Genomic DNA, 16,424 nt, shown 5'->3' with positions numbered 1-16,424 from the left:
CATAAAATCTTTTAGAGATCGTATTCTTTGGGAAATGCAATTCCTGGATTACCGGCCATGTTTTTAGTGAGCACCGGTAAGTCACGCGGGTTGGCCGACACGGTCTTTTTAGACCGCAACCATTTGGCGAAAATATCCCAGACTGGCGTCCCTTCCACCTTTTGCATGGCACCCCAACCAGCCACTTTATAGCGCTTGTTGGCCTGAACCATCTTGCCACCTACCCGCAAATCGGTAATACGCTTGTCGATGGTTTCACCGGGGTTCATGGTGTACTGGATATTGCCCACCCGAATCATATCCCCACCCTGAATATAATAGGGATTGGGATTAAACAAGTTATCGGCCACCTGCTCCATCACATTTTTCAGCTCGGCGCCGGTGTATTCAGTGACAGTCACCTGAGGATAGGTGATGGCCGTCTGCCCCATGACATCTTCCATGGTGATGGTCTCCCCCGGGAGTTTGCAATATCCCCAGCGGAATCCCGGAGAAAACGCCGCTTCACAATCCATTTCTTCACGCAACGCGTCACAGAGAATCTGATCAAAAGTTCCATTGAAATTATCCCGGCGATACAGGAGACTTTCGGTAACGGCCAAAGGCTCAGCCAGTTTCTTGGCATAGGGTGCACGTACTTTGTTAATATAATCAGCCATTTCCTGGTCTTCCGGAATCATGTTGGAAATGATGGGAAGATAATTGAAACGCCAGCCATTAAGTTTACCTTTACCCACATCCAGATCAAAGCGGGCGAGGAACTTACCATTGGTACTGGTATTAATAATCAAGGTATTATTGATTTTCACCGGACGTGGTCCCATGATTTCATGGGTATGCCCACCAAGAATAATATCAATACCATTGACCTGGGATGCCATTTTTTTATCGACATCTGCGCCATTGTGGGAAAGTACTAAAACAATATCGGCTTTATGCTTTTGCCGACATTCATCCACCATTTTCTGCATGTGTCCGGGATGAATGCCAAAAGACCATTTAGGAACAAAATAAGCGGGGTTGGCAATAGGTGTAAAAGGGAATGATTGGCCAATAACAGCCACTTTCCGTCCGCTCACTTCGCGAATGTCGTAGGGGTCGAACACGGGTTCGTCCCATGGAATCGTAAACACATTCTGGGAAAGAAATTTCGCCTTGAGCTTATGCTTGAGCAGATACTCAACCCGGTCAGCACCATAGGTAAACTCCCAATGGCCGACAAAGTAGTCTTCTTTGAGCAGGTTCTGGGCGCCCACCATATCTTCGGCTTTGGTCCAAAGACTGGTTGCAGATCCTTGCCAGGCATCGCCGCCATCCAGCAGAATGGCTTTTTTGCCCACCTGCTCCCGATACCGTTTGACCAGGGTGGCAATGTGCGCATAACCGCCGATTTTTCCATATTTATGCGCCAGAGTATCAAAATCCATGCAGGATAAAGCATAACCTTCCGGCGTCCCGGCTTTGATCCCGTAATATTCGAGCTTTTTATCACCCACCATATGTGGTGTGACGCCCCATTCCTTTTGTTCACGCGTGCCAATATTGGTTCCCGGCTCACGCCACCAAACGGGCAGCAACTGTGCATGGGTATCCGTAATATGGAGTAACGTGACATTACCGTATTCGGGTATTTCATAGGGGTCCTTACCTGAACCCCAGGAAGAAGCAATTGCAGATGGCGATAAAAATCCTGTTGCTCCAGCAATACCCATCATCGCCATGAAATCTCTACGTGACAGATTCATACTCACCTCGCGGGTTATCTTTTGTGAAAAGGTTCGTTCATTCAGGCGACAGTAATAGCTGCCTTACTGGACCAAACACCATTCGTATTGTCTTTCCAGGTCATTTCCAGCGTACCGCTTTCAACAGCGCGCATTTTAAAAGCCATATAGGGATTGGCGCTGATCGCTGTACTCCAATCTACATTACAGAGTGGCTTTTTATTGAAAGTCACGGTGACTGTCTGAATAAAATGCGCAGGAATCAACTTGCCCGCTTTATTTTTGCTCAGTCCCGTAGTCATCGGATTCATGATCAACGAACGTACTTCAACAATTTGTCCTTTTTTGGCGTGTGAAGCCATCCGGATCATTGGATTACCAATTGCTGCCATAATAATTTCTCCTTAATCAATTCAGCTGCTTGGGAATTTTCTGATATTTATCCGCCACAACCGCCGATGGTTACCTTGATTTCCTGGGGCTTGGAAGACATCATCACGCCCTTGTTGGTCCTGGCTACAGCTCTGACCATATCGGTTTTCGCCATCTTGATGCGTTCCTGAAAATAGGCATGACCACTATCCGGCGTAAAATGAAAGGCACTGGCCAATGGCGTAGGATTATGATCTACATATAAATATACTGATTCTATATAATCATCGGCGGTCATGGGATGATCCACATCCACGGTTACCGGAACTGCCGCGCCATTCTCCGCTATGGTTGGTGCGGTCAGGCGGACTTTCGCCGAAGTTTTTACCGAGGTTGTATCAATACTGTCCTTCATCGCCTCATCCAGCTTTTTGGCATCAAATGCCGCTGCAGGCCAACCTGCCACATTGGCGGCATTGGCTATAGCGGGTACCAACACCCCGGAACCGGCTACTGCCGCCATACCCACTGCTGACACTCCCAAAAATTTCCGTCTTTTCATCTGTTCCATTGATCTCTCCTTCTAGCCAAACGTGAACTTACAAATCATTCCCCTGAAAAGTCAGGGATTTTGGTAATCTGCCGAGACATGGGAATACCCTGCAGCACTTTAATAACGGCACTGTCAAAAGATTGTGTGATTTTTTTGGAAGCCGGCGTATTCGCAAAGTCAGCCCGTAATCCGTAAACGATGTAACTGTTTTGTCCTTTTGAAAACACATCCAAAGTCAATGGACAACCTGCGGCAGCAGGCCAATCGGCATTCAGCAACTTACTGAAGTCATACGGATTACAAAATACCAAAGCTTGTACATCGGTAAATTTATGCTGATTAAAATTGGGTATTTTCAGTTGCTTCTGCTGGGATTGAATCAGCTTCAAAATATTGAGATGAAGCACAATTTTATAACCACCATCATGCAAAACGTTTTTGACTTCTGACATGGCCGCTTTCATGGGCATATCGACTTTCTCGATATACACCGGGCTTGCTACCGCAGTGACGAATAAACTTGCACAAACACTCACACTCAGTGCTACCAATCCTCGAAATTTCATTCTGGGCGACCCCTTTCCAATTGTTCACGACAAAAACATCACGTTCTGTTGATTTTTCACATCAGCAATCTGATCAAGCTCATCATGGGAGCCGCCAAATCTAAACTGATTAGTCTTTAGCAAACTGTATGCCAAACCTTGAAATGCGCCCGTTGAGACCCAAAAAAATCCCTGATGGCGCCATTTATTTAATTATTTTATCAAACAGAACAAAACTTTGATTGTATATTTGTGGTAAAGACACACGGCAGTTGCTTCTCTGTAGGACCCCGCAGCACCCCATCCATTCGCCGCTTATTCCTGGTCCAGGACCAGACTGGTCCAGATGGCACAGAACCAGCTAATCTTGGTCCCGATATGTGCACAACCTCCCAATGAACACATGGGGACCTATGCCACATTCCCCGGGCTAGCAAACAGCATCTGTGCCATGGCACCAATGCTTTGTTGACGCAGCACTTCCATTTCCTGCCCGCGCAGTTGCGCCCACTGACAATGAACCGGGCAGGCGGTTTCATCGGCACACACCTTCAAACCCAGCAGGCAATGCGGGGTTAAGCGCCCTTCCACCGCTTCCACAACATCCAGAATGTTCAAACTGTCCGCATTGCGCGTAAGTACAAAACCGCCACCACGTCCTTTCAAAGATTCCAGCAATCCCCGCTTGGCCAGTCCACGCATGATTTTGGTAATGCACTGAATCGGCATTCCCAGATATTCAGCTACGTCGCGACTTAACACCGGCGTACCCGGTTTTTGGGCGGCAATATAAATCATGGCCCGCAACGCGCATTCACTGCTTTTGCTGAACATCATTTGCCAATCCTCTTTATCCTAAAAGCAATTTGCCCAGAATGAGTGCGGTATAAAGCAAAAACAGATAAGAGATGGAATAAGCGAACATGCTGCGGGCGTATTGATCCATTTCCTGGCCTTCGGGCAGGGCTTTCAGGCGTAAGGCCATGCCCACAAACCAGGCCCCCGAAAGCCAGGCAATGCCGCCGTAAATCCAGTCTCCGGTCAGAAACGCCGGGATCATGCTGACCACCCAGGTGAGGATGGCGTAGTTCAGGACTTCCTTGCGGGTCCGGTCGATGCCGTGGGTGCAGGGCAGCATGGGTATGCAGGCTTTGGCGTAGTCGCGCCGGCAGTTGATGGCCAGGGGCCAGAAGTGCGCGGGGGTCCAGACAAACACCAGCAGGACCAGAACCACCGGGAGGGCGGCGATGCTGCCGGTGATGGCGGTCCAGCCAATCAGGGGAGGCAGGGCACCCGCCAGTCCACCCCAGACAATGTTCCAGGGGGTGCTGGGTTTGAGGTAGAGGGTGTAGACCACGCCGTAGCCGACGGTGCCGGCCAGGGTCAGAATCAGGGTCAGGGGGTTGGTGCCCCAGGCGAGAATGGCGATGGCGGCACTCATGAGCAGAGCCGCGTAGACGATGGCGCCCCGGCGGCTGATGCGCCCTTCGGCCAGCGGCCGGTGCAGGGTGCGGCGCATGTGCTGGTCGAGGTCCGGTTCGACGATCTGGTTGAGCACGCCCCCCGCGCCACCGGCCAGGGCAATGCCGAACAGTCCGGCGAGAGCGGACTGCCAGTGGATCAGGGCGTTGGGGGCGAGTATTTCGCCGACGGCGGCGGTGAATACCAGCAGGGAGACGACCCGGGCTTTGGCCAGGACCCAGAGGTCATGGAGAAAGAGGCCGGGGCGGAAGGGGTTTTTCTGTGCCGAGCTGGCGGCGGGCAGAATGCCGTCGGGGTCGGTGGGGGTAGCGGTGATCACGTGACTTTTCATGGGGGTTCCTGTGGCCGTGTCTCAGCGCCAGACCAGGACAATGGCCAGGGCCATGAGCAGTACCATGCTCTGGTGAAAGGCGACCATGATGCCGGGGTCCTTGGGTTTGAGGCTGACGGCGTGAAAAAGTAAAAATCCAACCGCGAACTGCCCGACGGCCAGATAGAAGGCAATCGGGTAGGCGGGCATCATGTAGCCCAGGGTGGCGACCAGAATCAGGCCCGCCGTGATGTGGGCGGCAACGGTCCACTGCGAGGCTTTCCGGGGTTGTACGAAGGCGCCGATCGCGGTGCCGAAGCCGCGTTGTCCGGTGGTCATGCCCCCCAGAAAGACCGCGAGCAGCAGCGCATGGAGCGCGCCCATGGCACCGAGATAGGTCCAGAAATTGAGACCGGGATAGGCCAGCCCGGTGAGGTAAATCAGAAACACGCCATAAGCCAGCAGGCCATGGGTGCCGTGCACAAAAGCCGGGGCCCGGCCGGCGAGCACGTAGAGGGTGCCCATGCCGAACAGGGCGGTCACGATAATCAGAATCAGACCACTGATGGTGGTGACCGTGGGGGCGAGAATGACCAGTGCCAGGGCAACCAGTCCGACCAGGGTGGCGACGACCCGATGGGCGGCTTCCGGGTCACCCCGGACCATCAGCACCACAATATTGCGGGTGTAGGGCCATTTGGTCCCCAGAGACAGGCCATAGCCAAAGCCTTCAACGATGCTGCCGAGCAGGATCAGGACGATGGCAAAGCCGACTTCGCTGGCCTTGAGGCCGTTGACCAGGCCATTCAGCAGTCCGTGACTGCTGAAGCCCTGCCACAGGCCCGCCGCCACCGCCAGCAGCAGGGCTGCGGTGATCATCCGGCCAATCCAACGCACTACCGGCGTCATCTCCCCTTCTATGGCGTGGGGGAGCTGCCCTTCCCCGCCTGCCCCACCTAACTCAGCAGCTTGTCTCATGATTTTCTCACCCATATAGTCACCCTTCAGTGCATGCCTGGCATACCCGGAATCATCGGCATAGTGCGCAGGTATAACTGTGAGAACATCCACCAGGTCAGTCCGATCGTGATGACAAACAAGGGAATGAACATTACCAGAGCCACCGTATTCCAGATGTTGTGTTCAGAAATGTCGATATGCAGCAGGAAATAAATCTGGGCGATGGCCGCCAGACCCGCACAACCCATAATGGTCAGCAACAGGGGGAAAGGTGCCAGGACCTGACCACTGACCAGAATGGTAGCAGCCAGCATCAATAAAGATGCAATAATAAATCCTGTCAAATAACTCCCACGACTCGCCATCTGTACTTCCGGATGTTCAATCGGATTGCTATGACCATGACTCATGACATATACCCCCACAAATAAACAAACACATAAATAAAGACCCACATTACCGCCTGAAACTGCCAGAACATGCGCAAACTGATCAGACGTCCAACCACATCTTCCGTAAAGCCTTTTCTCAAGATTTGATACAACATCACCAGCATCCAGATCAGGCCTACAAAAATGTGGGCGGCGTGGACCTGGGTCAGGGCGTAAAAGGCGGAAAGACCGCCACTGACTTCCGGCGTTACGCCGATGCTGATCATGCGCAACACGTCATGAATATCCAGACCAACAAAGACGATACCCAAAACCATGGAGGCCATTATTCCATTGATAACGCCGGCCTTACTGCCGGTTTTCAGTGAAGCCATGGAAAACCCGTAAGCCAGCACACTCAGAAACAAGGCCATGGTCTGAATAAAGGTGTACCATGGAGCAACAAATTGTGCCGGTGTCGGACCGGTATAATAACTATGAGAATAACTCAGCACGCCATAAGCTGCGAAAAGTGTCGCAAACAACATTCCGTCACTTAAAATATACATCCAGAACCCGAAGGTTCGGGTTGAAATTACATCATGCCCTTCGTAATCATCCGACCACAAAACCACCTGGTTGGGATCTACAGGCTTATCATGAGAAGAACTCATATCAAACTCCTTCATTAAGTGCTGGGCCAATGCGTGGCAGTATTCAACCCGCCACGCTATCCGGTGGAATCAAGACAACGGTCGGGAATTTCCAGGCGGAGTACCCTGAGGTCTTTGATCACTTGCTGCGGCGGAATAAGCCGTTACTGTTCCTCCGGTATAACCACCGCCTTTGGGGAGATGTTGTTGACCATCAGACATGTTCTGCCGGGATTCCCGATCCAGCTTTTCCATTTCTTCTGCAGAAATAACGTAACCCGGATCACCTTTACCGGAACGATAAATCATGATCAGTACCGTTAAAATCAACGCCGCAACGGTCAACCACCAGATCCGCCAGGTCAGTCCAAAACCTATGACAAAGGTTAATGCACCAATATAAACGGCTACGCCTGTGTTATTGGGCATATGTATGGCAGCAAAGTGATCTGGCCGACTTTGTGAAAAACCGTGTTCCCGACGCCAGGCCGCTTCATCCCGAGCATTGATATGAGGAACCATAGCGTAATTATAAAAAGGCACAGGTGAATCGGTCAGCCATTCCAGACTCCGGGAAGTACCCCAGGCATCTGCACCCACACGATGATGCGCCCGATCCCGAATACTGACATAAATCATCCAAAGAAATGCCAGTACTGACAGTACATAAACGACGATGCCGATTTCCTGAACATCAAACCATACTGCCCAATGCGGATCAAAGGGCCAATCCAGGCGCCGTGTTTCGCCCATAAAGCCCAGCATGAACATCGGGAAAAAAACCAGGAAAGTACCGGCACTAAATAACCAGAACATGATTTTTCCCCAGGCTTCATTGAGCTTGAAACCGAAAACCTTGGGAAACCAGAAAATCACTGCACCGAAAACCGCATAGACAATACAAAGCAGCATCATATGGAAATGCGCCACCACAAATACACTGTTGTGCACCATGTAGTTAACCGCTGGAATAGAAAGCATCATTCCGGTCAGACCACCAATCAACAGCAGGAACAAAGCACCAATGGCCCAGAGCATGGCTGCGCTAAAAGTGAGCCTTCCCTTGTACATGGTTGCTGCCCAATTGAACACTTTTACACCCGTAGGAATACCTACCAGCATAGTCGCAATACTAAACTCCGTACTGACATAAGGACCCATACCCATGGTAAAAAAGTGATGCAGCCAGACAATCCAGGACACGCCAGCAATGGCAAAAGTAGCCAATACCATAGCCGTATAACCGAAAATCGGCTTTTCGGAGAAAGCAGGAATAATTTCAGAAATCATGCCAAAAGCCGGAAGAATGACGAAATAAACTTCTGGATGACCCCAGAGCCAGAACAGGTTGGTGTACAACATCAAATTTCCACCAAATCCGGCGGTAAAAAAGTGAGTACCCAGATAGCGATCCGCACCCACCAGTGCCAAGGCCACCTGCAAACAGGGAAAGGAAGTTAAAGCAATAATATTGGCCGAAACAGCAGACCAGGTAAAAATTGGCAGACGACTCCAGGTCATTCCAGGTGCCCGCATTTTGACTACGGTAGCCAGAAAATTAATACTGCCCAGCGTCGTACCCAGGGCCACCAGTTCCAGTGTCCATATCCAGTAATCTACCCCTACACCCGGACTATAGGCCAGTTCAAAAATCGGCGCATAGCCAAACCAGCCATTGTGCGAAAAGTCCCCTACAAAGAGAGAAATCATGATCAAAAACACAGCGGCGGCAGTAATCCATAAACCCAAAGCATTCAGATAGGGATAAGCCATATCCCGAGCACCAATTTGCAGAGGGACAATAATATTCATGATGCCTACCAATAGTGGTGTAGCCGCCAGCAGAATCATGATTAATCCATGCGCACTATATATTTGACCAAAATGAAATGGGGTCAAATAGCCGTGAATTGCACCCATGGCTTTCATACCATTATCACCAGGCCCCACCGCCAGCATTTGTTGGGTACGCATCATCAGACCATCAATAAATCCTCGAAAAAGCATAACCAGACCAAGGATGATATACATGACACCCAACTTCTTGTGATCTACCGTGGTAAACCATTCTTTCCAGAGATAACCCCATTTTCCGTAATAAGTGATAGCTGCCACCAGCGCTATTCCAGCGAGAACGATCACCACAAAGAGCGGCGCAAGAATGGGATTGGTGTAAGGGATCTCGGACAGGGCGAGACGCCCCAGCAAAGGACTCCAGGGTCCAGGTACGTTAACCAGCATAGCGGTTCTCCATTGCGAGTCTGTAGTTATCAGGCGCGATGTTCTGCGGCTTGCAGTTTTAAGTAGTGAAACATGTTTTCAGTCATAAACATCGGTAAAGGCCATTTTTTACCGTCCATTACCTCCAGTAGCAGATGATTAAAAAGACCATGCTCAACATGCCCATAAACCGGGGTTTTATCCTTTACATTGATATAGGGCTCAGCAAAACGGTTGAACTCTGCGTAATCCATGGTATTCGGGTTATTTTCAACACCCTCAGCCCATTGTTTGAAATCGGCCATACTGACCACTTTGGTTTTGAAGAGCATCCACGAAGTCCCTGCCCCGCAATAGTCTGCAGCAATCCCTTGATAGGTCCCGAGATTGTTGCTTTCTAAAGCATCTTTAGTGCGCATGCCCGGCATCACATCAATCATGCCCAGCAACTGGGGTACAAAAAAGTCCGTAGTGACCGCCGTAGAGGTCAACTTGAAAAACACCGGCGTATGGGCTGGCACGACCAGTTCATTGGCGACGGCCATGTTGTTAAACTGAGGATAGATAAACAGCCATTGCCAATCCGTCGCAATAACATCGACCTGTATGGGATCGCCTTTCGGCTTCATGTGCTTGGTAATGATGGTAGGGTTGTAGGGATTGACCGCGAAACTGCCATGTATGGCTACGGCCCAGGAAAGAAAAGCAACGGCAACGATCGGGATCCCCCAGAATGCCACCTCCAGTTTTCTGGAATGCTCCCATTTCCCATCATAGGTGCCACGATTCTTGCCTTTTTGGTACTTCCACATGAACCAGACAATCAAAATGGCCGTAATTCCAACAATCGCCAGCATGACGGCCACATCAATCATCATGTAATCATAACTGGCTTTGGCACCTACTCCCTTGGGATTAAATATCCACCAGATGGAATGTTTTGCACAGCCATTCAATAACAGCAGTAACGGAACAATCGCCAAATAACGCAAATGACTTAGCTTTGCTTTCTTCAACATATTCACCTCTCCTTCAATGAGGTATTTATTAGAAAAAGGTACTAAACCACTATTCCAATGTGAAAATTTATAATTATATTCATCAGGTTAAATAATTAGCTCTACTCTTTATACTCTCAATCCTGATTTATATTGGATAGTGTTATGCGATATATACATTACTACTATCTGTAGAACAACTATAAAAAATCTATGGGATCGCCTTTCTTATTAAAAGTGGATAAAATTAATATTATTAATATTTAATATAATTAAAATGTGATTATTTGATTAGCGAATATCGCTAACCATGATATGCTTACAAAATCCACCAGAGTGTCTGTCATGATTAACAAACCTCTATACGAACACGCGCAGGAGTTGTTCCTTTCCTGGAACACCGCAGATTCCGAAAATATCCCGGAATTGCTGATTGAACTGCGCCTACAAAATAAATATCTGACTCTGTTTCGCGAACAAACTGCCCTCACCCAGCAAATTGCCATTACAAAAATGACGCCCACCTCTATTCAGATAAACACGGACAACCCCTTGAGTCTTCTCGGACAAATCAGGGAAAAAGTACTCTGTGTGTACTACGGTACAGACCAGTCCCTGGGATTCCTCTCTACCATCAGGGCAATCGACGCCTCAGGAATGTATATCGACTATCCAAAACAGTTATGGCTTCGAAATACCAGAAAACATGAACGTTTCAGCCTAACGGTTAATATGACCGCCTACTGGAGTAACCCACAACTGGATGAACCCATGTATGGACAGGTCATGGATGTGAGTTATGGTGGCTTTCTGGGTGGCATGCATATGGCTGCCTATGATGATGGCAAACTGAACTTACACCTGCATGAGCATGGAGAAATCATTCTGCTCAAATCTGATCGCAGCAGTTGGAAAAGCCAGGCTGAACTGCAGCGCTCGGCACTGGTAACACAAAATCCATCCGATTCTGACGGCGTGACCGTCGACCATAACGGCTTTACTCTTTTGGGTTTTGCCTTTATTTTTAAGGACAGGCAGGAGTCAGAAACGCTTGGGAAATTTCTTGAAGGTAGCATTGAACCGCTATAATTAAATGTTAAAAATTGGGTACTAGCATAATTTGAGGAGAACCGCACTGAAATGAGCCCATTCTATAATATGCAGGGCCGCAGCATTACCGGAGAAGCAATAAGTTTTGGCCGCTTTAAGGGGCAGGTTGTCTTGATCGTCAACACTGCCAGCGCGTGCGGATTCACTCCGCAATATGCTGGACTGAATAAATTATACACAACCTATGTTTCTCAAGGATTCACGGTGTTAGGTTTCCCCTGCAATCAGTTCGGGCAACAGGAACCAGGAGACAACCAAAGCATTCAACTATTCTGCTCCCAACATTTTGACATCCATTTTCCGGTGTTTGAGAAAATGGATGTCAATGGACCGGATGCTCATCCCCTCTACCAATGGCTAACCAAAAGTCGCCCAGGCTTTTTCGGCCGCAAAATACGCTGGAATTTTACAAAATTCCTGTTGAACCGAAGTGGACAACCCATTGCCCGCTATGCGCCCAACAAGAAACCCGAGAGATTATGCAAAGCTATTGAAAAAGCTTTGCAGGAGAACTGCTGAACGACTTTTGCTATTGATAGTGGCGGAGGCGGTGAAATACAAACCATTGTCCACCAGCGTTCAGGTGTTTCCATTATAAATAAATTATTCAGCTAGTTATAAACACAACAGTCCAACGAAGTCCAGCGGTATTCGCCATGAGCCATGTCATCGGGTAAGATAAACGGTAAGATAGAAAAGTTTGGCGGAGTATCACTTTTTCGGAGGATCGCACGATGGCGACGACCATTGGAAAACTCACCGTACGGCAGGTAGACACCCTGCCCGAAGGATTTCACAGCGACGGTGGCAATCTTTATCTGCGTGTAAAAGGCGGCAGTCGCGCGTGGGTCTTTCGCTACAAAGACAAAGGGCGAGTACGAGAGATTGGTCTGGGACCTACTTCCATTCGCAAATTAAAAGAGGTTCGTGTCCTGGCAGAAGCTATGCGCAAAACCCAAGCGGACGGCCGTGATCCTGGTGAATTACTGCGTGTTAATGATCCCACTGAGACGGTATCCATGACTTTTGAGCAATGCGCACAAGATTTGCTCGAAGCCAAGCGGTCCGGCTGGAAAAACGTCAAACATGCACAACAATGGATTAACACTCTGCGTGACTATGCCTTCCCTGTTATCGGGACTAAAGCTCCTGCAGATGTGACTCTGGCCGATGTAAAGTCAATCTTGCTCCCTATCTGGACCACCAAAACAGAAACAGCAACCAGAGTACGTCAGAGAATTGAGGCAGTTTTGGATTATGCCGCCGTGCACGATCTATGTGATGGCACCCGTAATCCAGCGCGATGGAAAGGGATACTGAACAAAGTGTTGCCAGAACCGGGCAAGGTGAGTAAGCGCGAACATCACGCCGCTTCAGCCTACACCGACATTCCCCGTATCATGGCAGCATTGCGTGAAAAATCGCATGTATCGGCCTATTGTTTGCAATTTACGATCCTGACGGCCGCCCGTTCTGGGGAGTCACGCGGCGCCACATGGGATGAGGTTGATCTAGATGCAAGAGTTTGGACGATACCCAGTGTTCGCATGAAAGCCGCAAAACCTCACCGAGTTCCCCTTTCTGATGCAGCCATGAAGATTTTAACCAATATGCAAGAATGGAGGATGCGGAATAATCCCAAAGTCTTTCCCGGCGCTCGTGGCGGATTGTTATCGGATGTGGCCGTGAACAAAACACTTCACAGCGTAATCACTGATGTGACGGTACATGGGTTTCGCAGTTCGTTTCGAGACTGGGGTGCCGAGCAGACCAATTTTCCTGCTGCAGTATTGGAACAAGCACTTGCCCACACCAATCCGAATAAGGTCGAGGCTGCATACCAACGTTCAGATCTATTTGAGCTACGACGGAAGTTAATGCAGATGTGGGCAGATTTTGTGGATGTTACCGACCAATAATAGTATTGCATATCGGGCGATTGACAGATGATGAAGCGTGTGTCGGTTGCAGCATGAAAATATTCCATTACTTATAGGTCAGGTTGATTGAAATATGACCCTGCTTGCTCTGTGAATTTGCGTGGCATGGCGAGTTGATATCAGCTAGCCTTACCAGAAATGCATCGATCATTAAGGAGTACGAGCCATGAAAATCACCGCTACCTTGTCGAGCAAGTTCCAGATTTCCATTCCCAAGGCTCTGCGGGATGAACAGCACTGGAAAGCCGGACAAGAGTTTGTCTTCATCCCCAAAGGTAAGGGTGTTCTGGTGCTACCCGTGCCCGAGAAGGAACAGTTAGTCGGCCTTGCTAAAGGGGCTCGCATTGACGATTGGCGTGATCGCCAGGATCGATTCTGATGGATTTAGTGCCTTGCGTGGTCGATACCTCAGCATGGATTGAATGGCTTGCTGACACGCCCACCGGTAGGCGTCTGGGAAAACAGTTTCCAGAAAAATCACATTGTATCGTCCCCACGGTTGTGCAACTGGAGCTATCGAAGTGGTTAGTACGAGAAGTTGGCGAGGAACAAGCCGACCAGGTAATTGCCTATACGCGGACTACCCACATTCCGGATCCCGACGTAAAAGCCATCCGTGAAACCACAGGCCTTTCACAGTCGCAGTTCGCTCTGATGATCAGGGTAAAGCTCAAGACACTGCAGAATTGGGAACAAAAACGGGTACGACCTGCGGGACCAGCCAGGGCACTTTTACAGATTGTGGCCGTCGATCCTCATGCGGCCATTCGTGCTTTTAAGGGGCTTGTGGCTTGAATTTTTTGAGGTTGGCATACTCTGCAGGGTGACTAACGCAGCTACTGATTATAGAACGACCAGCAGTCCATCACAGATTGCACGGCAAGTCTCCTACCCTCCCCCGAAACTGGATTAATTTATTCCTGTTTCCGGCGCGTCATTTTTTTAGGCCAATCCGGACCAGTTCTAAGCAAATACGGCCTGCCACGACGGGGTTCTAGTGTACACAATTCTTCTGGCAACGCCGCAATCTGCTTCAGTAAGCGTGCTCGAACACGCGGGCCGGGATTGTCAATCATCGACCAAAGAGCTGGCCCCAATGCTATTTCATTCAAATCCTTCATTCGCATCATAGCCAATGCCACCAGCAGCACAGGCAAAGCATCCCCAGCAGTGGCTGCTTCTCTCAAAAAACGCAATGGGATCGCCGGGATATAATATTCGCGTTGTCTAATGCTCGGCACCGCCAGTTTTACAGCGGAAGACAACAAGTCCAAATCTGGATCTCCTTGCGGCAACATCTGTCTGCAATCAAATTGAGTTCGATTGAATTTTTTGATGGTCATGGTTCTAATCAAGTCCTAATCATTAATGGTAACAAACGGGTTGGATGAAGCCGAGAACACTCCAATGGGTTATTTTGAGACGACGCCATCATCATTCATTGGCAATTCATTCAGAAGCATTGTGATCCGATGCCATAAGTCATTACCGGCCTCCTCCACATAACGATCGGGGAAGCACACCACATCGACATTGGTACGCACAACTCGCCCCTTTCCTAAAACTAATTCGCTCGCGTGATCCATCGCCGACCGTGTCCGCTTCACGACATCATCTATCTCAGCAATATCTGCTTCGGCCAGAAGTGCATCGTGCACAGGCGCACATACCTGGATATCGTTTTCCGTCAACTCACAACATGCCAACCGCAGCATTTCAGCGCCGTTTGATTGCATGGGCCAGTTCAATAATGATCGGGGATTGGGTTCGGCACCATGACCCGCGCGCCAAGTCCAGCCAAAAGTGGTTTGCAAGGGCAGCCCGAGTAGACCCGCATTCTGATTATTTGTGACCCACTGCCAAAAAGCCTTATAGGTTTCCCGATGCTGACGTAACAGCGTGCGTGCTTCTTCAAAATGCACTCCGGCTTGCAGCGCAATGGATTCAGCGCTCATGCCGTATCCGACCCCAAGCACGATAGCCTTCGCACGTTGTCGTTCAGATTTATGGGTGTAACAAGTGGCATCGGCTGGTGCAAGCCCTACTTTTTTAGCAAATGCAAGATACGGATCGCCCGAAATATAGTCTTCCCACATGACATGATCACCGGACAGCGCAGCGGCGATGGCGATCTCTTGCGCCGACCAATCGACATAGGCCAGTGCACGTCCTGGTGCAGGTTTAATCAGGCTGCGCAACCATCGCGCTGACCCGAAAATGAATGTTGAGTTACTGGGTTGATTTCTTCCGGTTTTACTCGCAAACGGGTGCAAGCTAGTACGCATACGACCATCAGAACCAATGGGAAAATCCGCCTGATGCAGTTTTGCCAAAGCCTGACGCAACTCCCGTAATCGAGCGATCATTGGGTGTGCCTTAGCCTGCTTTTTAAATGTGCCATCATCTAAAGCCAGTCGACCACTGGGTAGTCGCGGCCACGGTATTTGAGCGCGTTGGAGAAAATCGGCGAAACGGTCAGCCACAAATGTCGCTCCATTAAAGACGCCAAAGTCCCGATCTATCTCCGCGATGAGCTTAAGTTTTATTTCATTCCACCCCTTTTGCAATCGTCGATAAAACACAACATCAATGGGTACGCCGTTTCGTTCCATTCTGGATACTGCACAAGTATAACGACCACGGAGCAAAGCTTGCCCCAATCGCTGGGGATTCTCTGCAATTTGCGGAAGCATGATTCGCAACAAATCCGTGGTGGCTTGAACATCGCCGGCACAATAGTCCAGAATGTCAGCGCGTTGGGCACTGGTCCAAGGGCCACCGCTTAGGATCAGATCCCGCATAAATTCCTTCCGCGAAGCAACCATACTGGAAATGCCATAATGTCTTGCAGCTGCAAGCAGGCTCGGGTAGAACTGGCCGTTCACACTACCATTGTGCAAACAGACAAATTCCGCATACAAATCCAGACACCTTACCGGCATAGGCCAACCCAGTTGCAAAAAACATGACCATTCAGCCTGGGCCGCAAAGGCCACATACAGGATATTATCGGCACCTAAATCAAAGGGCGGCTCTTTGTTCAGTGCATCCTGCCATAACTTAATCCATTGCCCAGAAACCAGGTCGTGGGCGACCATACAAACGGGCTCTGGGCAATCACCTACACTTGCTGTGTACTCGAAATCGAGTATCCAGATGGCGCGATAATGAAGATTGAATCCCACT

General features: G+C 49.5%; 18 protein-coding genes. 5 read left to right on the top strand and 13 right to left on the bottom strand.

Annotation, left to right across the window (positions count from 1 at the left end):
* Positions 1-11: 11 nt before the first annotated feature.
* The 11 genes from soxB to H7F11_RS10145 form a co-directional block, all read right to left on the bottom strand.
* Complete coding sequence (gene soxB, locus H7F11_RS10195) at positions 12-1,745, bottom strand: thiosulfohydrolase SoxB (RefSeq protein WP_193650733.1); 1,734 nt, start codon at positions 1,743-1,745, stop codon at positions 12-14.
* 41 nt (positions 1,746-1,786) lie between these two features.
* Complete coding sequence (soxZ, locus tag H7F11_RS10190) at positions 1,787-2,116, bottom strand: thiosulfate oxidation carrier complex protein SoxZ (RefSeq protein ID WP_227485413.1); 330 nt, start codon at positions 2,114-2,116, stop codon at positions 1,787-1,789.
* Positions 2,117-2,163: 47 nt separating this feature from the next.
* On the bottom strand, positions 2,164-2,667 hold the full coding sequence (soxY, locus tag H7F11_RS10185; protein ID WP_065973619.1) for a thiosulfate oxidation carrier protein SoxY: 504 nt from the start codon (positions 2,665-2,667) through the stop codon (positions 2,164-2,166).
* A gap of 35 nt (positions 2,668-2,702) precedes the next feature.
* Complete coding sequence (locus tag H7F11_RS10180; protein ID WP_227485412.1) at positions 2,703-3,113, bottom strand: DUF302 domain-containing protein; 411 nt, start codon at positions 3,111-3,113, stop codon at positions 2,703-2,705.
* Positions 3,114-3,605: 492 nt separating this feature from the next.
* Positions 3,606-4,031: an RrF2 family transcriptional regulator gene (locus H7F11_RS10175; RefSeq protein WP_193650731.1), complete on the bottom strand. Its 426-nt coding sequence runs from the start codon at positions 4,029-4,031 to the stop codon at positions 3,606-3,608.
* A gap of 13 nt (positions 4,032-4,044) precedes the next feature.
* Entirely contained in the window at positions 4,045-5,007 is a 963-nt protein-coding gene (locus H7F11_RS10170; protein WP_193650730.1) for a heme o synthase, read from the bottom strand.
* 21 nt (positions 5,008-5,028) lie between these two features.
* Positions 5,029-5,964 (bottom strand): cytochrome C oxidase assembly protein, encoded by a 936-nt coding sequence (locus H7F11_RS10165; RefSeq protein ID WP_193650729.1) that lies wholly within the window; start codon positions 5,962-5,964, stop codon positions 5,029-5,031.
* 26 nt (positions 5,965-5,990) lie between these two features.
* Positions 5,991-6,356, bottom strand: a complete 366-nt coding sequence (locus tag H7F11_RS10160) for a cytochrome o ubiquinol/quinol oxidase subunit IV (protein ID WP_010643010.1) — start codon at positions 6,354-6,356, stop codon at positions 5,991-5,993.
* Complete coding sequence (locus tag H7F11_RS10155) at positions 6,353-6,991, bottom strand: cytochrome c oxidase subunit 3 (RefSeq protein WP_193650728.1); 639 nt, start codon at positions 6,989-6,991, stop codon at positions 6,353-6,355. Before H7F11_RS10155 ends, H7F11_RS10160 begins: the two co-directional genes overlap by 4 nt.
* Before the next feature lie 69 nt (positions 6,992-7,060).
* Positions 7,061-9,211: a cbb3-type cytochrome c oxidase subunit I gene (locus H7F11_RS10150; RefSeq protein WP_193650727.1), complete on the bottom strand. Its 2,151-nt coding sequence runs from the start codon at positions 9,209-9,211 to the stop codon at positions 7,061-7,063.
* Between the two features lie 29 nt (positions 9,212-9,240).
* The gene (locus H7F11_RS10145) at positions 9,241-10,209 is read right to left on the bottom strand and encodes a cytochrome c oxidase subunit II (protein ID WP_193650726.1); all 969 of its coding nucleotides are present in this window, start codon (positions 10,207-10,209) and stop codon (positions 9,241-9,243) included.
* 324 nt (positions 10,210-10,533) lie between these two features.
* On the opposite strand from H7F11_RS10145, the gene H7F11_RS10140 reads away from it, so the two are divergent.
* From H7F11_RS10140 to H7F11_RS10120, 5 genes are all read left to right on the top strand, one after another.
* On the top strand, positions 10,534-11,277 hold the full coding sequence (locus H7F11_RS10140) for a hypothetical protein (RefSeq protein ID WP_193650725.1): 744 nt from the start codon (positions 10,534-10,536) through the stop codon (positions 11,275-11,277).
* A 69-nt stretch (positions 11,278-11,346) separates the two neighbouring features.
* Positions 11,347-11,817, top strand: coding sequence for a glutathione peroxidase (locus H7F11_RS10135; protein WP_264674715.1), 471 nt, complete (start codon positions 11,347-11,349; stop codon positions 11,815-11,817).
* 215 nt (positions 11,818-12,032) lie between these two features.
* The gene (locus H7F11_RS10130) at positions 12,033-13,217 is read left to right on the top strand and encodes a tyrosine-type recombinase/integrase (protein ID WP_193640879.1); all 1,185 of its coding nucleotides are present in this window, start codon (positions 12,033-12,035) and stop codon (positions 13,215-13,217) included.
* Positions 13,218-13,404: 187 nt separating this feature from the next.
* Positions 13,405-13,617 carry an AbrB/MazE/SpoVT family DNA-binding domain-containing protein gene (locus H7F11_RS10125; protein ID WP_193640880.1) on the top strand — a complete coding sequence of 71 codons (213 nt, stop codon included), beginning with the start codon at positions 13,405-13,407 and terminating at the stop codon, positions 13,615-13,617.
* Positions 13,617-14,033 carry a hypothetical protein gene (locus tag H7F11_RS10120; RefSeq protein WP_227485411.1) on the top strand — a complete coding sequence of 139 codons (417 nt, stop codon included), beginning with the start codon at positions 13,617-13,619 and terminating at the stop codon, positions 14,031-14,033. Before H7F11_RS10125 ends, H7F11_RS10120 begins: the two co-directional genes overlap by 1 nt.
* 119 nt (positions 14,034-14,152) lie before the next feature.
* Here the strand turns inward: H7F11_RS10120 and H7F11_RS10115 are convergent, their stop codons facing one another.
* Positions 14,153-14,581 carry a hypothetical protein gene (locus tag H7F11_RS10115; protein WP_193640881.1) on the bottom strand — a complete coding sequence of 143 codons (429 nt, stop codon included), beginning with the start codon at positions 14,579-14,581 and terminating at the stop codon, positions 14,153-14,155.
* A 69-nt stretch (positions 14,582-14,650) separates the two neighbouring features.
* Positions 14,651-16,423 (bottom strand): DNA polymerase, encoded by a 1,773-nt coding sequence (locus H7F11_RS10110; protein WP_193658134.1) that lies wholly within the window; start codon positions 16,421-16,423, stop codon positions 14,651-14,653.
* Position 16,424 lies beyond the last annotated feature (1 nt).

This window comes from Acidithiobacillus sp. HP-2 (assembly GCF_015100155.1).
In the GTDB taxonomy this organism is placed as follows: domain Bacteria; phylum Pseudomonadota; class Gammaproteobacteria; order Acidithiobacillales; family Acidithiobacillaceae; genus Acidithiobacillus.
The sequence above is the reverse complement of the archived record's forward strand: the minus strand, read 5'-3'. Positions and strand labels throughout refer to the sequence as shown.

Excerpts from the sequence above, each read along its gene's own strand:
- soxB (WP_193650733.1), bottom strand. The coding sequence starts at position 1,745 with ATGAATCTGTCACGTAGAGATTTCATGGCGATGATGGGTATTGCTGGA.
- soxZ (WP_227485413.1), bottom strand. The coding sequence starts at position 2,116 with ATGGCAGCAATTGGTAATCCAATGATCCGGATGGCTTCACACGCCAAA.
- soxY (WP_065973619.1), bottom strand. The coding sequence starts at position 2,667 with ATGGAACAGATGAAAAGACGGAAATTTTTGGGAGTGTCAGCAGTGGGT.
- H7F11_RS10180 (WP_227485412.1), bottom strand. The coding sequence starts at position 3,113 with ATGAAAGCGGCCATGTCAGAAGTCAAAAACGTTTTGCATGATGGTGGT.
- H7F11_RS10175 (WP_193650731.1), bottom strand. The coding sequence starts at position 4,031 with ATGATGTTCAGCAAAAGCAGTGAATGCGCGTTGCGGGCCATGATTTAT.
- H7F11_RS10170 (WP_193650730.1), bottom strand. The coding sequence starts at position 5,007 with ATGAAAAGTCACGTGATCACCGCTACCCCCACCGACCCCGACGGCATT.
- H7F11_RS10165 (WP_193650729.1), bottom strand. The coding sequence starts at position 5,964 with ATGAGACAAGCTGCTGAGTTAGGTGGGGCAGGCGGGGAAGGGCAGCTC.
- H7F11_RS10160 (WP_010643010.1), bottom strand. The coding sequence starts at position 6,356 with ATGAGTCATGGTCATAGCAATCCGATTGAACATCCGGAAGTACAGATG.
- H7F11_RS10155 (WP_193650728.1), bottom strand. The coding sequence starts at position 6,991 with ATGAGTTCTTCTCATGATAAGCCTGTAGATCCCAACCAGGTGGTTTTG.
- H7F11_RS10150 (WP_193650727.1), bottom strand. The coding sequence starts at position 9,211 with ATGCTGGTTAACGTACCTGGACCCTGGAGTCCTTTGCTGGGGCGTCTC.
- H7F11_RS10145 (WP_193650726.1), bottom strand. The coding sequence starts at position 10,209 with ATGTTGAAGAAAGCAAAGCTAAGTCATTTGCGTTATTTGGCGATTGTT.
- H7F11_RS10140 (WP_193650725.1), top strand. The coding sequence starts at position 10,534 with ATGATTAACAAACCTCTATACGAACACGCGCAGGAGTTGTTCCTTTCC.
- H7F11_RS10135 (WP_264674715.1), top strand. The coding sequence starts at position 11,347 with ATGCAGGGCCGCAGCATTACCGGAGAAGCAATAAGTTTTGGCCGCTTT.
- H7F11_RS10130 (WP_193640879.1), top strand. The coding sequence starts at position 12,033 with ATGGCGACGACCATTGGAAAACTCACCGTACGGCAGGTAGACACCCTG.
- H7F11_RS10125 (WP_193640880.1), top strand. The coding sequence starts at position 13,405 with ATGAAAATCACCGCTACCTTGTCGAGCAAGTTCCAGATTTCCATTCCC.
- H7F11_RS10120 (WP_227485411.1), top strand. The coding sequence starts at position 13,617 with ATGGATTTAGTGCCTTGCGTGGTCGATACCTCAGCATGGATTGAATGG.
- H7F11_RS10115 (WP_193640881.1), bottom strand. The coding sequence starts at position 14,581 with ATGACCATCAAAAAATTCAATCGAACTCAATTTGATTGCAGACAGATG.